Origin of the sequence: Nocardia sp. A7, assembly GCF_046549215.1 — a bacterium.
Classification (GTDB): domain Bacteria; phylum Actinomycetota; class Actinomycetes; order Mycobacteriales; family Mycobacteriaceae; genus Nocardia.
In genome coordinates this window covers 2,394,982-2,409,295 of sequence record NZ_JAJPWE010000001.1, presented here as the reverse complement: position 1 = coordinate 2,409,295, position 14,314 = coordinate 2,394,982, and the positions used below count along the sequence as shown (strand labels likewise).

Annotated in this window: 11 protein-coding genes; 5 read left to right on the top strand and 6 right to left on the bottom strand. The window is 65.4% G+C overall.

Going from position 1 to position 14,314, the window contains the following annotated elements; all coding sequences use genetic code 11:
* Nucleotides 1-5: 5 nt before the first annotated feature.
* Together gluQRS and ACLJPD_RS10940 are read left to right on the top strand one after the other, a co-directional pair.
* The gene (gene gluQRS / locus ACLJPD_RS10945; RefSeq protein WP_410871773.1) at nt 6-965 is read left to right on the top strand and encodes a tRNA glutamyl-Q(34) synthetase GluQRS; all 960 of its coding nucleotides are present in this window, start codon (nt 6-8) and stop codon (nt 963-965) included.
* A 63-nt stretch (nt 966-1,028) separates the two neighbouring features.
* A complete protein-coding gene (locus ACLJPD_RS10940) occupies nt 1,029-1,724 on the top strand; it encodes an RDD family protein (RefSeq protein ID WP_410871772.1) in 696 nt (231 codons plus the stop codon).
* 68 nt (nt 1,725-1,792) lie between these two features.
* On the opposite strand, the gene ACLJPD_RS10935 is transcribed toward ACLJPD_RS10940, so the two are convergent.
* Nucleotides 1,793-2,368 carry a DUF4190 domain-containing protein gene (locus tag ACLJPD_RS10935; RefSeq protein ID WP_410871771.1) on the bottom strand — a complete coding sequence of 192 codons (576 nt, stop codon included), beginning with the start codon at nt 2,366-2,368 and terminating at the stop codon, nt 1,793-1,795.
* A 62-nt stretch (nt 2,369-2,430) separates the two neighbouring features.
* On the opposite strand from ACLJPD_RS10935, the gene ACLJPD_RS10930 reads away from it, so the two are divergent.
* Complete coding sequence (locus ACLJPD_RS10930; RefSeq protein ID WP_410871770.1) at nt 2,431-3,204, top strand: queuosine precursor transporter; 774 nt, start codon at nt 2,431-2,433, stop codon at nt 3,202-3,204.
* 35 nt (nt 3,205-3,239) lie between these two features.
* Here ACLJPD_RS10930 and tgt read toward each other — a convergent pair whose 3' ends face one another.
* From tgt to ACLJPD_RS10905, 5 genes are all read right to left on the bottom strand, one after another.
* Nucleotides 3,240-4,493, bottom strand: a complete 1,254-nt coding sequence (gene tgt / locus ACLJPD_RS10925) for a tRNA guanosine(34) transglycosylase Tgt (protein WP_410871769.1) — start codon at nt 4,491-4,493, stop codon at nt 3,240-3,242.
* A gap of 33 nt (nt 4,494-4,526) precedes the next feature.
* The gene (locus ACLJPD_RS10920) at nt 4,527-6,431 is read right to left on the bottom strand and encodes an ABC transporter ATP-binding protein (protein WP_410871768.1); all 1,905 of its coding nucleotides are present in this window, start codon (nt 6,429-6,431) and stop codon (nt 4,527-4,529) included.
* The gene (locus ACLJPD_RS10915; RefSeq protein WP_410871767.1) at nt 6,428-8,161 is read right to left on the bottom strand and encodes an ABC transporter ATP-binding protein; all 1,734 of its coding nucleotides are present in this window, start codon (nt 8,159-8,161) and stop codon (nt 6,428-6,430) included. Before ACLJPD_RS10915 ends, ACLJPD_RS10920 begins: the two co-directional genes overlap by 4 nt.
* 84 nt (nt 8,162-8,245) lie before the next feature.
* A complete protein-coding gene (locus ACLJPD_RS10910) occupies nt 8,246-8,722 on the bottom strand; it encodes an RrF2 family transcriptional regulator (RefSeq protein ID WP_410871766.1) in 477 nt (158 codons plus the stop codon).
* 10 nt (nt 8,723-8,732) lie between these two features.
* Complete coding sequence (locus ACLJPD_RS10905; RefSeq protein ID WP_410871765.1) at nt 8,733-9,326, bottom strand: TetR/AcrR family transcriptional regulator; 594 nt, start codon at nt 9,324-9,326, stop codon at nt 8,733-8,735.
* 203 nt (nt 9,327-9,529) lie between these two features.
* Here ACLJPD_RS10905 and ACLJPD_RS10900 point away from each other — a divergent pair, with 203 nt between their 5' ends.
* Both ACLJPD_RS10900 and ACLJPD_RS10895 read left to right on the top strand, forming a co-directional pair.
* Entirely contained in the window at nt 9,530-11,824 is a 2,295-nt protein-coding gene (locus tag ACLJPD_RS10900) for an MMPL family transporter (RefSeq protein WP_410871764.1), read from the top strand.
* 177 nt (nt 11,825-12,001) lie between these two features.
* A complete protein-coding gene (locus tag ACLJPD_RS10895) occupies nt 12,002-14,290 on the top strand; it encodes an MMPL family transporter (protein ID WP_410871763.1) in 2,289 nt (762 codons plus the stop codon).
* Nucleotides 14,291-14,314: the final 24 nt, after the last annotated feature.

Genomic DNA, 14,314 nt, shown 5'->3' with positions numbered 1-14,314 from the left:
CAAGGGTGCCGACGAGTCCGCCGACCAGCCACGGCGCGCCTGCGAGTTCCGGCGCGGCCGACGACAGCGCGCGCACCGGAGCGGGACGCTACGCCCCGAGTCCGTCGGGCGAGCTGCATGTGGGGAACCTGCGTACGGCAGTGCTGGCCTGGCTGTTCGCGCGAACCTCGGGGCGCGAGTTCCTGATTCGCGTCGACGACCTGGACCGTGTTCGCCCCGGTGCCGCGCAGCGACAGCTCGACGACCTCGCCGCGATCGGCATCGATTGGGACGGCCCCGTGGTGTACCAATCCGAACGACTGTCGCGCTACGAGGCCGCGGTCGCCGAACTGACCGCGGCGGGGCGCACGTACGAATGTTTCTGTACCAGACGAGAAATCCAGCAGGCCGCCACCGCGCCGCACGGGCCGATGGGCGCCTACCCCGGCACCTGTCGTGACCTGAGCGAGGCCGACCGCGCGGCCCGGCGAGCCGAAGGACGCGTCGGCGCAGTGCGTTTGCGTGCCGACGTGACCGAGTACGAGTTCACCGATCTGCTGCACGGCCGATACCGGGGCGCCGTCGACGATTTGGTGTTGCGCCGGGGCGACGGTGTCCCCGCATACAACCTCACCGTCGTGGTCGACGATGCCGCCCAGGGCGTTGACCAGGTAGTTCGCGGTGACGACCTACTGCCGTCCACCCCGCGTCAGGCGTATTTGGCGCAACTTCTCGGACTCGCCGTCCCGACCTACGCCCACGTGCCGCTCGTGCTCAACGAGCAGGGCAAGCGGCTCGCTAAACGTGATGGAGCCGTGAGTCTTTCGGATCAACGCGCCCTGGGCAACACGCCCGAGGACGTGGTAGCGGCAATCGCGAATTCGCTGGGTTATACCGCACGGACGACTGCCGCGCTACGCGAAGTTTTCGACCCCGCCCGCATCCCTGAAAAACCGTGGATACTCGAGCCTATCGGGTTGTTCTGACCTGAGGGATGTCCGTAACGTACGCATCGACCGATCTAGAAGATCAAAACGAGGACTGAGATTATGACCAGCGGTGGTTACGACCCCAACCAGTACCCGCAGGGCGGTCAGCCCGGCGGCTACGGCCAGGACCCCTACGGCCAGCAGCAGCCGCAGCCGGGCTACGGACAGCAGCAGCCGTACGGCCAGCCCGGACACGGCGGGGCACCCCAGCCCGGTTACGGCCAGCCGGATCCCTACGGTCAGCAGCAGCCGGCCTACGGGCAGGACCCGTACGCTCAGCAGCAGCCGTACCCGCAGGGTGGCGGCCAGCAGCAGGGCTTCGTCGGGACGCAGCCTGCCGACCTCGGCATCCGGATCGGCGCGCGCATCATCGACCAGCTGATCGTCGGCATCCCGCTCTCGATCGTGGTCGCGCTCATTCTCGGCGGCGGCAACAGCTTCCAGCTCGTCGGCGGTGCGCTCATCTCGCTGGCTGCCTACGGCTACTTCGTGGCCATGGAGGTCACGCAGCAGGGCCAGACACTGGGCAAGAAGATCCTCGGCCTGCGGGTGCTCGCGCCCGGCGGCGCGCCTGCTCTGACGCCGGAGCAGTCACTCAAGCGCAACCTGTTCGTGGTGGTCGGCGCGATCCCGTGCCTCGGCTCGCTGATCAGCCTCGGCCTGATGATCTACATCATGGTCACCATCTCGCAGGATCCGAACAAGCAGGGCTGGCACGACAAGTTCGCCGGCGGCACGCAGGTCGTCAAGGGCTGATCCCCTTCACCTGACGAAACAACAGGGGCGCTTCCGGATTCCGGAAGCGCCCCTGTTCGTTGTCGAGGTCAGTAGGTCGTGGACGAGTCGAATCCGCCGGCGATGCCGAGCACTACGAAGAAGAGAATGTAGAGGATCCAGCCGACGATGGCGAGGACACCGATCCAGATACCCGCCTGGGCCATGCCCTTGCCTTCACCCCCGCGCTCCTTGATCTGGTTCAGCGCCATCACACCGAGGACGATGCCGACGATCGAGCCGATGCAGGTGCACAGGCCGACCAGCGAGGCGATCAGCGCGCCGATCGCCAGACCGTTGGTGCCCTGCGGCTGCGGGTACTGCCCGTACGGCTGATAGGCACCCGAAGCCGGATAACCGCCGCCGTACTGCGGCGGCTGCCCATAGGCGGGCGGCTGGCCCGGCTGCTGGTACTGCGGCTGCGACGGTGGCTGTTGCGGATACTGCGGCTGCGAAGGGGGCGGCGTCGGCTGCTGTGGGTACTGCGGCGACGACGGGTAACTGGAAGGCTGCGACGGTTGGGCGGTGGGATGCTGCGGCACCGAACCCGGCGCGCCGGACTCCGGCGACACGCCAGAGCCGCCGTACTGCTTCCACCACTCGTCGGAATCGCCGGGATTCGTCATAAAGACAGCGTATTCCACAACCGCCAAGCGTGGCGCATCGCTTCCTTGGGAGAATAGGGGCCGTGACTGATACGAACTCGCTAGACAAACCCGCCCAATCTGGGCACCCCGCGCCGGAACATGCGGCATTCGCCCAGGTTGCGCGGGGGTTCTATCCGGTAATCGTCGCCCTGTTCACCGCGACGCTGATCATCTCCAACATCTGCGCCACCAAGGGTGTGGAGTTCTTCACCGACAGTTCGGTGATGCTCGGCCCGATCCAGATCCTGCCGATCGCGACCGACGGTGCCTTCTTCCTGTTCCCGCTGGCCTACATCCTCGGCGACGTGCTCAGCGAGGTCTACGGCTTCCGCGCCACCCGCCACGCCATCTACACCGGTTTCGGCGCGCTGCTGCTGACCGTCGGCTGCTTCTATGTGGCCATCCAGCTCCCCCCTGCCGGGTTCTACGAAAACCAGGAAGCCTTCCGCACGGTCCTCGGCACCACTCCCCAGCTGGTGCTCGCGGGTCTCGCCGGCTACTTCGTCGGCCAGCTGCTGAACTCGGCCACCCTGGTGCTGATCAAGGAACGCACCAAGGAAAAGCACCTGTGGGCTCGCCTGATCGGCTCCACCGTCGTCGGCGAGTTCGCCGACACGCTGATCTTCTGCTCGATCGCCGCTACCGCCATCGGCATCAACACCTGGCAGTCGTTCATCAACTACGTCATCGTCGGCTTCCTGTGGAAGACCCTGTGCGAGGTGCTCGTCATGCCGATCACCTACCGCGTCATCGCCGTCCTCAAGAAGACCGAACCGACCTACGCCCCGGCGAAGGCCGGCGCGCTGCACGACTAGTCGCGGTACGGCGGCGGATCCGCGAGGTCCGCCGCCTACTCCCCCGGCACCTTGATCCGACCGCGCCACTGTCCCAAGAACTCTTTCTTGAACTCGTCGAAGTAGCCGCCTTCGATGCTGGCTCTGATCCGATCGACGAGCCGAATCGTGAAGCGCTCGTTGTGAATCGTGCACAACGTCGCCGAGAGCATCTCTTTCGCCTTGAACAGGTGATGCAAGTAGGCGCGGGTGTAGTGGGCGCAGGTGTAGCAGTCGCACGTCTCGTCGATCGGTGTGAAGTCCCGACGGAACCGCGCGGTGTTGATGTTGAACCGCCCCTCGTCGACATAGATCGCCGCGTTCCGTGCCACCCGCGACGGATTCACGCAGTCGAACGTGTCCGCCCCGTTCTCGATCGCGGTGAACATGTCCTCCGGCTCGCTGATCCCCAGCATGTGCCGCGGCTTGGCCTCGGGCAGCTCATCGCAGCACCACCCGACGGTCGTTCCGAGATTGTGCTTTTCGAGGGCCCCACCGATCCCGTAACCGTCGAATTCCGTGCCGCCTGCCCCCCGAATCGTCTCCAACTCACGACAGGCCTTGCGTCGGAGGTCTTCGTACTGCGCGCCCTGGATCACCGCGAACAGCGCCTGATACGGCCGATGACTACGCACCGCGGTGAGCCGTTCATGTTCGTCGATGCAGCGCTGCGCCCATTCGTGCGTCCGCTGCAACGACTTCTCCTGATAGCCACGGGTATTCATCAACGTGGTCAGCTCGTCGAAGGCGAACATGATGTCGGCCCCGAGCTCGTGCTGGATCCCCATCGACACCTCGGGCGTGAAGCGATGCTTCGAACCGTCCAGGTGCGAACGGAAGGTGACCCCGTCGTCGTCGACGGTGGCCAGTCGCTCCTTGCCCGCCGCGATCACCTGGTCGGATCGGATATTTACGGCCTCCATGGCGAGAACCTTCTTGAACCCGACTCCCAGCGACATCACCTGGAAACCACCACTGTCGGTGAAGGTGGGCCCCGGCCAGTTCATGAACTTCCCGAGCCCACCCGCTCCATCGACAACGTCGGCGCCGGGCTGCAGATACAGGTGGTAGGCATTGGCCAGCAGCGCCTGCGCCCCGATCTCCCGCATCGTCTCCGGCAGCACAGCCTTCACCGAAGCCTTCGTGCCCACCGGAATGAAAGCGGGCGTGGCGATCTCACCGTGCGGGGTGGAGATCACTCCGGTCCGACCGTGCCTGCCCCCGTCCAGACGGGTGCCTACTTCGAAGGAGAACTCGCTGCTATCGGCCACCGACCCATCGTGCCAGGGCCGCGATGCCGCGTTCTATTGAGCCGCTGCGAACTGGGCGTTGTACAGGTTGTAGTACGGCCCGCGCTCGGTGAGCAGCCGCTCGTGGGTACCGTGTTCGACGATCCGCCCCTTGTCCATCACCACGATCAGATCCGCGTCCCGGATCGTCGAGAGCCGATGCGCGATCACGAAACTGGTGCGATCGCGACGTAGCGCCGCGGTGGCGTGCTGGACCAGCGACTCGGTGCGGGTGTCGACCGAGCTGGTCGCCTCGTCCAGGATCAGGATCGACGGCTTGGCCAGGAACGCGCGGGCGATCGTGATCAGCTGCTTCTCACCCGCGCTCACCCCGCCGCCCTCTTCGTCGATGACCGTGTCGTAGCCGTTGGGCAGCGAGTGCACGAACCGGTCGACGTAGGCCGCCCTGGCCGCGGCCAGGATGTCGGCTTCCGACGCCGCCGGGTCGCCGTAGGCGATGTTCTCGCGGATGGTGCCCTTGAACAGCCAGGTGTCCTGCAGCACCATGCCGATGCGCGAGCGCAGATGGTCGCGGGTGATGGTGGTGATGTCGACATCGTCGATCGCGATGGTGCCCGCGTCGAGTTCGTAGAAGCGCATCAGCAGGTTCACCAGCGTGGTCTTGCCGGCGCCGGTCGGCCCGACGATGGCGACCACGTGGCCGGGATCGGCGACCAGCGAAAGTCGTTCGATGACAGGTGTTTCCGGGTCGTAGCCGAAGGACACCGCCTCGAACTCCACCCGCCCACGATCCACCGGGCGCGCGATCTCCACCAGCGGATCGGGGCTCTGTTCCTCGGCATCGAGGATCTCGAAGATCCGTTCCGCCGAGGCCACGCCGGACTGCAGCAGGTTCGCCATCGCACCGATCTGGGTGAGCGGCTGGCTGAACTGGCGCGAGTACTGGATGAACGCCTGCACCTCGCCAAGCGACAGGTTGCCGGTGGCCACCCGCAGCCCGCCAACCAGCGCGATGAACACGAAGTTCACGTTCCCGAGGAACATGATGGCGGGCATGATCAGGCCGGAGATGAACTGCGCCTTGAAGCTGGCGTCGTAGAGCTTGTTGTTGCGCTTGTCAAACTCCTCGCCGACTTCGCGGCCGCGGCCGAACGCGGTGATGATCTCGTGGCCGGTGTAAGCCTCTTCCACCGAGGAGTTCACTTCGCCGGTGAACTTCCACTGGTCGACGAAGTGCGGCTTGGATCGCTTGGCGATCTGCGCGGTGACCACGATCGCGGCGGGCACGGTGAGCAGCGCGATCAGCGCCAGCAGCGGCGAGATCCAGAACATCATGATCAGGATGCCGACCACGGTGAACAGCGAGACCAGCAGCTGACTCATCGTCTGCTGCAGGCTCTGCGAGACATTGTCGACGTCGTTGGTCACGCGGCTGAGCACGTCACCGCGCGGTGCGGTGTCGAAGTAGCGCAGCGGCAGCCGGTGCAGCTTGTGCTCCACCTCGTCGCGCAGGCGCTTGACGGTACGGTTGATGACGATATTGAGCAGATAACCCTGCAGCCAACCGAACACCGACGCCGCGACATACAGCGCGAGCACGAGCATCAGCACCCGGCCGACGGCATCGAAGTCGACGCCGGTACCGGGGATCACGTTCATCGCCGAGAGCATGTCGGCGCGGGTGGTCTCACCCTGGCTACGCAGCAGTTCGACCGTCTGGTCCTTGGAGAGACCGGGCTCGAGCTGCTTACCGACGAACCCGTCGAACACCAGGTTCGTCGCCTTGCCGAGCAGGTACGGGCCCAGCGTATTCAGTACGACCGAGGCGATCACCAGCGCGACGATCATGCCCGCGGTGAACTTCTCGGGAGCCAACCTGCTCAGTAGTCGCTTCAGCGACGGCGTGAACGACTTGGCCTTCGTCCCCGGCGCTCCGGGAACGGGTCCACCTGGCCTCATCGGGCTTCCTCCACGCTCAGCTGGGACTCGACGATCTCGCGATACTCCGAGCAGCGCTGCATCAAGTGGTCATGGGTACCGATGCCTGCCATCGCGCCGTCCTCGAGGACGACGATCTGGTCGGCGTCGCGAATCGTCTGAATCCGCTGGGCCACGATGATCACCGACGCGTCGACGGTCTCTGGCTTCAGCGCGGCGCGCAGTCTGGCATCGGTGGCGACGTCGAGCGCGGAGAACGAATCGTCGAACAGGAAGATCCGCGGCTTGCGCACCAGCGCGCGGGCGATACACAGTCGCTGCCGCTGACCGCCCGACACGGTGGTTCCGCCCTGGGCTACCGGAGTGTCGAGACCCTGCGGCATCTCGCGCACGAAATCGGCCGCCTGGGCGACCTCGAGCGCGTGCCAGAGTTCTTCGTCGGTGGCCTCGGGCTTGCCGTAGCGCAGGTTGGTCGCGATGGTGCCGGAGAACAGGTACGCCTTCTGCGGCACCAATCCGATTCCGCTACGCAACAATTCGAGGTCGAGGTGACGCACGTCGGTGCCGCCGACATAGACCGCGCCGTCGGTGACGTCGATCAGGCGCGGGATCAGGTTGATCAGTGTGGTCTTACCCGAACCGGTGGAACCGACAATCGCGGTGGTGGTGCCGGGCGTGGCCTCGAACCGGATGCCGCGCAGCACGGGCTTCTCCGCACCGGGGTAGGCGAATTCGGCGAATTGCATATCCACCGTGGCCTGGTCGCCCTTGAACGACTGCGGCAGCCGGGGCGGGCGGACCGAGGATTCGGTCTCGAGCACCGCGCCGATCCGATCCGCGGAGACGGCCGCACGGGGGGCCATCATCGCCAGAAACGAGGCCATCATGACGGCCATCAGGATCTGCATGACATAGGACAGCATCGCGGTGAGCGAGCCGATCTGCATCGTGCCGTTGTCCACGTGGTGACCGCCGAACCAGATCACCCCGACCGCGGTCAGATTGCTGATCAGCATCACGGTCGGGAACATCAGCGCCATCAACTTGCCCACCCGCAGCGAAGTGTCGGTGAGCGCGGTATTGGCCATCCCGAAGCGCCAGATCTCCTGCCGCTCGCGCACGAACGCGCGCACCACCCGGATCCCGGTGATCTGCTCGCGCAGCACCCGGTTGACCCCGTCGATGCGGTCCTGCATCTCCCGGAAGCCCGGCACCATTTTGGCCACGATGGTGCCCATCGACAGAGCAAGGGCGGGCACCGCGATCAACAGCAACCACGACAGCCCGAGGTCTTCGCGCAGCGCCATGATGACGCCACCGACGCACATGATCGGCGCCATCACCAGAATCGTCACCGACATCACGATGAGCAGCTGGACCTGCTGGATGTCGTTGGTGGAGCGGGTGATCAGCGAGGGCGCGCCGAACATTCCGACCTCCCTGGCCGAGAACGTCTCCACCCGGTGCAGCACGCCACCGCGCATATCCCGACCGGCGCCCATCGCCGCCTGCGCACCGAAGTACACCGACGCCGCCGAGGCCAGGATCTGCACGCAACTCACCGCGAGCATCCACAGACCGGTGGTCCAGATGAAACCGATATCGCCCTTGGTGACACCGTCGTCGATCAGGTCGGCATTGAGGCTGGGCAGGTAGAGCATCGCGATAACCGAGATCAGCTGGAGGACCAGCACAGCCACCAATTGGGGCCGGTAGGGGGTGAGGTAGGTCCTCAGCAGGGTGATCAACATGATGGATCGAAGGCTACCTCGCGCCGGTCACCGACGCCCCGCCCTTTTACCCACCCTGTGGATAACTTCGAGCCTGTGGACAACTCAGGTTCCGGCGGGGGTGCGCGGTTCGCGCCGCACCCATGCGCCCGGGTCAGCGACCAATTCGCCGATAAAACCGGGCAGTCGGTCGGTAGCGATATCAGCGATCGAAACGTTCTCGAGCACCGCTCTGATGTTCACTCGCAGCGCGATCCACACCTGCTGCAACGGCTCCCCCGCACCCGGATAACGCACATCCTCCGGCCGCTGCCCGCGCACCGAGGCCAGCGGCGATTCCACCGCGCGAATCACATCGGCCACCGAGATCTCCGTCGCGGACCTGCCGAGTCGATATCCACCGTCGGGCCCGCGCCTGCTCAGCACGAGCTCGGCGCGACGCAGTTCGGCCAGCACCGTCTCCAGCACCTTCGGTGGGATCTGCGCGGCGGCGGCGATGACCTCGGACTTGACGACTCCGTCGGCCGCGGCGAGTTCGAGCAGCGTTCGCACCGCGTAATCGACCCTGGCGGTGATATGCACGGTGTCGAACTTACGCGGTGCCGCACGCTGTGAGCACGCAGGTCGCCGCGTCGAGGAGGGTCTTCTCGACCTCCTCGTCGGTGGCGCCCGGTGCGAGCTCCGACGACAGCAGTGCCACCCCGAGCACCTCGATGGCCGCGGAAGCGCGCAACGTCGAGGCACGGGTCGGATCGGGTCCGGCCAGCCACAGCCGCAGCTCACGGGTGGGTTCCATCAGATCGGGGTAGCGGTCGGCGATGGCGTTGACGATGGCCGCCGTGTCGCGCACGCAGAGCGCGCCCGCGTCGCGGTGGCGGATCATGCCGCGCAGATAGGTACGAAGGACCGCGCGGATCCCCTCGTCGTCGTACGGGACGGCGTCGATGTCCTCGACGATGCCGCGCATGTGATCGATGATGGGATCGATGATCGCGAGGAGCAGATCGAGCTTCGACGCGTAGTGGTAATACAGCGACGCCTTCGTGATTCCCACCACATCCGCCACTTCGCGCAGGCTCGTCTGCTCGAAACCCTTGGCGGCGAAAAGGGAAACCGCCGCGTCGCGGATCGCCTGTTTGGTGCCCCCACCTGCGGTGACGGTGTCGGCGATGTGTCGGGCAGGCATGGCGCCAATCCTCCCATGGTTCGGTGTGGCGGAACCTGTGCCCTCAATATCGAGGTTGCTCCTCCACTTATCCACTAGGTAGTCTACCTACCGCACGGTAGGCAGAAAACGATGTTGTGGAGGCGGGTCCCGCAGGGGTGGCCCGCGAGTGCTGTCTACGAGCCATGCCACACCCACCCGTTCTTCGCGCTAGGAGCACCCGCGTGTCCGTATACCTGTACAGATGGGGAAAGTTCGCTTTCCGCCGCAAATGGATCGTGTTGCCCGTCTGGCTACTGCTACTCGTGCTGCTCGGCGGCCTCGGCGCCGCGCTGAGCAAGCCGATGTCCAACGACTTCAGCATGCCCGAGCTCCCGTCCGCTCGCGCCAACGAGATCCTCGACAAGCACTTCGAAGGCATGTCGGCGCAGTTCTCGATGGATGCCGTCACCGGCACCTACGTCATCGGCGCCCCGGAGGGTGAGAAGCTCACCGACCCGGCCAACCGGGCCGCGATCGACGCGTTCATCGCCAAGCTCAACGACCTGTCGATCGTCGATCACGACAAGAAGCTGACCAGCCCGGTCGCGGCCACCGAGGAGATGGGCTGCCTCACCGCCCCTGACCCGTCGAAGTGCTCGTCCGCCCCGCTCAATGTGCTGAGCGAGACCGCACCCGACACCGTCGGCGTGCTCAGCGTCCCGTTCACCATCAAGGCCGTCACCGACGTGACCGACGCCGAGCGCGACGCCGCCTTCGAGGTCGGTGCCGAAGCCCGCAACGCCGGGCTGACCGTCGAGCTCAGCGGCTCGATCGCGATGAAGCAGGAACAGCCGAGCGGCAAGGCCGAACTGATCGGCATGGGTGTCGCGCTGATCGTGATGGTGGTGGCCTTCGGCGCCATCGTCGCCGCGGTCGTGCCCATCATCACCGCCATCGTCGGCCTCGGCGCGGCGACCTCGCTGATCATGCTCGGCACCTCGGTGATGGAGGTGCCCGGCTTCACCACCTTCCTGGCCTCGATGATCGGCATCGCGCTCTCGATCGACTACGCGCTGTTCATCGTCTCCCGATACAAACACGAACTGGCCGTACGTGATTCGGCCGAAGAAGCCGCGGGCACCGCGCTCGGCACCGCCGGTTCGGCCGTGGTGTTCGCGGGTCTCACCGTGATCATCGCGCTCGGCGCACTCGGCATCGTCGGCGTGAACTTCCTGACCTTCATGGGTCTGGGTGGCGCCATCGCCGCGGCATTCGCCGTACTCACCGCCATCACCCTGATGCCCGCGCTGATGGGCGCCTTCGGCAAGGCACTGTTCAAGCCGAAGCTGCCGATCGTGGCGCAGCACGACCCCGAAGACGAGACCTCGGTAACCACCGGCCAGCGTTTCGCCAAGCTGATCGCCAAGGCACCGTGGGTCGCGCTGATCCTGTCGGTGCTCGTGCTCGGTGCGCTCGCCGCGCCCGCCGCGGGTCTGAACCTCGGCCTGCCCGGTGACGACAGCATGCCGAAGACCTCCACCATCCGTAAGGCCTACGACCTGCGGACCGAAGGTTTCGGTGAAGGCAGCAACGGTGTCCTCATGGTCGTCGCGGATTTGACTGCGACGCCCGAGGCCGAGCGTGAGGCCGCGGTTGGAGCGCTGCGTGCCAAGCTCGAGTCCTACGAAGGCATGGATTACGTCACCGAGCCGGTGTGGAGCAAGGACAATCAGGGCGCCATGCTCAACGGTGTCCCGGAGTCCGGTCCGAACAACCAGGACACCAAGGATCTGGTCGCCGAAGCACGTGGCGCGGAAGCGGATCTGAACGCGCAGTACGGCATGGAGTACGGCATCACCGGCACCACCGCCATCTACGCCGATGTCGACCAGGTGCTGCTCAGCAAGATCCTGCCGTACCTGGCGATCGTGGCCGGTGCCGCGTTCATCCTGCTGATCCTGGTGTTCCGCTCGATTCTGGTTCCGCTCACCGCGGCGCTGGGCTTCCTGTTGTCGATGGCGGCCACCTTCGGTGCGACCGTGCTGATCTTCCAGGAGGGCGCGTTCGGCCTGATCGAGGATCCGCAACCACTGGTCAGCTTCATGCCGATCATGTTGATCGGCTTGGTGTTCGGCTTGGCGATGGACTACCAGGTGTTCCTGGTGACCCGTATGCGCGAGGAGTTCGTGCACGGTAAATCGCCCAAGGACGCGATGGTCTCCGGCTACCACCACGGTGCCCGCGTGGTGACCTCAGCCGCGATCATCATGATCTCGGTGTTCGGCTCCTTCATCCTGGAAACCGACGTCACCGCCAAGTCGTTCGGTTTCGCGCTGGCCGCCGGTGTGGCGATCGACGCGTTCATCGTCCGCATGATCGTCGTCCCCGCGCTGCTGGTGATCATGGGCAAGTGGGCCTGGTGGATGCCGAAGTGGCTCGACCGCGTCGTGCCCGATATCGACGTCGAAGGTGCGAAGCTCGAGCAGCTGCGCAACGAGACCGTCGAAACGGTGAAACACCCGGTTTCGGTCGGCTGATCCGGCACTGAACCGCACGGCCCCGCAATCCGCTCCAGGATTGCGGGGCCGTTTGTTTTCGGCATCCGCGCTGGAGGGGTGCTTGATATCGCGGTTGCCGGACAGCAGACTCAGGGCTAGTTCGACCCGGCTATACCTCCGATCCGCGCTCTGCACCGATCCACGAGGAGAAGAACCGTGTCCATCTATCTCTACCGGTGGGGCAAGCTGGCCTTTCGCCGCAAATGGATTGTGCTGCCCGTCTGGTTGCTGTTGTTCATGGTGCTCGCGGGACTGGGATCGTCGCTGCAGAAGCCGATGACCGACGACTTCTCCATGCCGGACCTGCCCTCGGAACGGGCCACCGAAATTCTCGACAAGCACTTCCCCGGCATGTCCGAGGCCTTCGCTTTCGACGCGGTGACCGGCACATATGTCGTCGGCGCGCCTGCGGGGCAGAAGCTCACCGACCCGGCCAACCGGGCGGCGCTCGATGAGCTGATCGGCGGACTCGGCCGACTCGACATCGTCGACCACACGAAGCCGATCGAGAATCCGATCACCGTGACCGAGGAAATGGGCTGTCTCACCGGGCAACCCGATCCGTCGACCTGCAGCGGCGCGCCGCTGAACGTGCTGAACAAGACCGAACCCGACACCGTCGCCTTCTTCAGCGTTCCGTTCACGATCACCGACTTCGCCGATATCACCGCCACCGAACGCGAAGCCGCCTACAACGTGGGCGATTCCGCCCGCGCGGCCGGGCTGACGGTCGAGATCAGCGGCACCATCGCGATGGAACAGGAGATGCCGAGCGGCAAGTCCGAGATGATCGGTATGGCCGTGGCATTGGTGGTGATGATCGTGGCGTTCGGCGCGATCGTGGCCGCGTTCGTGCCGATCATCACCGCGATCGTCGGACTCGGTGCGGCGACGTCGCTGATCTTCCTGTCCACCTCGGTACTTTCGGTGCCGAGCTTCACCACGTTCCTGGCCTCGATGATCGGCATCGCGCTCTCGATCGACTACGCGCTGTTCATCGTCTCGCGCTACAAACACGAACTGGTGGTACAGGATTCAGCCGAGGAGGCAGCGGGCACCGCATTGGGTACCGCGGGCTCGGCGGTGGTGTTCGCCGGGCTCACCGTCATCATCGCGCTGGTCGGACTGAGCATCGTCGGCGTCAGATTCCTGACGTTCATGGGTCTGGGTGGCGCCATCGCCGCCGCGTTCGCCGTACTCACCGCCATCACCCTGATGCCTGCCCTGCTCGGCGCCTTCGGCAAGGCCCTGTTCAAGCCGAAGCTACCGCTGATCGCCCAGCACGATCCCGAGGACGACAGCGTCGTCACCAACGGCACCCGCGTGGCCAAGGTGATCGCCAAGTTCCCCGCGATCACGATGATCCTGGCCATCGTGGTGCTCGGCCTGCTCGCCGCGCCCGCGCTGAACCTGAACCTCGGGCTGCCCGGCGAGGACAGTCTGCCCAAGTCGACGACTGTTCGTAAGGCCTACGACCTGCGCACCGAAGGGTTCGGCGAGGGCAGCAACGGCGTGCTCCAGGTGGCCGTTGACCTCAGCGACACTCCCGTCGACCAGCGGCCGGAAGCTCTGAAAGCCTTGCGCGACAAGCTGTCCTCCTATCCCGACATGGATCTGGTCACCGAGCCACAGCTGAGCGAGGACGGGGCGGGCGCGCTGATCAACGGCATCCCCAAGACCGGACCCAACGCGCAGTCGACGAAGGATCTGGTGCAGTCGGCGCGTGACGCGGAAGCCGATCTGCACGAGCAGTACAACATGTCGTACGGCATCACCGGCACCACCGCGATCTACGCCGATATCGACCATGTGCTGTTGAGCAAGATCGTGCCGTACATGGCGATCGTGGCCGGTGCCGCGTTCATCCTGCTGATCCTGGTGTTCCGCTCGATTCTGGTTCCGCTCACCGCCGCGTTGGGCTTCCTGTTGTCGATGGCGGCCACCTTCGGTGCGACCGTGCTGATCTTCCAGGAGGGCAAGCTCGGGCTGATCCAGGACCCGCATCCGCTGGTCAGCTTCCTACCGATCATGTTGATCGGCTTGGTGTTCGGCTTGGCGATGGACTACCAGGTGTTCCTGGTGACCCGCATGCGCGAGGAATACGTCCACGGCGCCGAGCCCACCGAGGCGGTGATCAAGGGCTATCACCACGGAGCCCGCGTGGTGACCTCGGCGGCGATCATCATGATCTCGGTGTTCGGTTCGTTCCTGCTGGAATCCGATGTGACCGCCAAGTCGATGGGCTTCGCGCTGGCGGTCGGCGTGGCCTTGGACGCGTTCGTCGTCCGAATGGTGCTCATTCCCGCTTTGCTTGTGCTGCTGGGCAAGTGGGCGTGGTGGATGCCGAAGTGGTTGGACCGGATCGTGCCCGATATCGACGTCGAGGGCTCGCGGCTGCGCGAGATCCAGACCGAACAGCGAGTGGTCGCGCCGGTGCACGACTGAGGACCGATAGCCGGGGGCGCAGGT

Bases quoted from the DNA above. Each gene is read 5' to 3' on its own strand.
- ACLJPD_RS10935 (WP_410871771.1), bottom strand. From the start codon at position 2,368: ATGACGAATCCCGGCGATTCCGACGAGTGGTGGAAGCAGTACGGCGGC.
- ACLJPD_RS10940 (WP_410871772.1), top strand. From the start codon at position 1,029: ATGACCAGCGGTGGTTACGACCCCAACCAGTACCCGCAGGGCGGTCAG.
- ACLJPD_RS10905 (WP_410871765.1), bottom strand. From the start codon at position 9,326: ATGCCTGCCCGACACATCGCCGACACCGTCACCGCAGGTGGGGGCACC.
- ACLJPD_RS10920 (WP_410871768.1), bottom strand. From the start codon at position 6,431: ATGAGGCCAGGTGGACCCGTTCCCGGAGCGCCGGGGACGAAGGCCAAG.
- ACLJPD_RS10915 (WP_410871767.1), bottom strand. From the start codon at position 8,161: ATGTTGATCACCCTGCTGAGGACCTACCTCACCCCCTACCGGCCCCAA.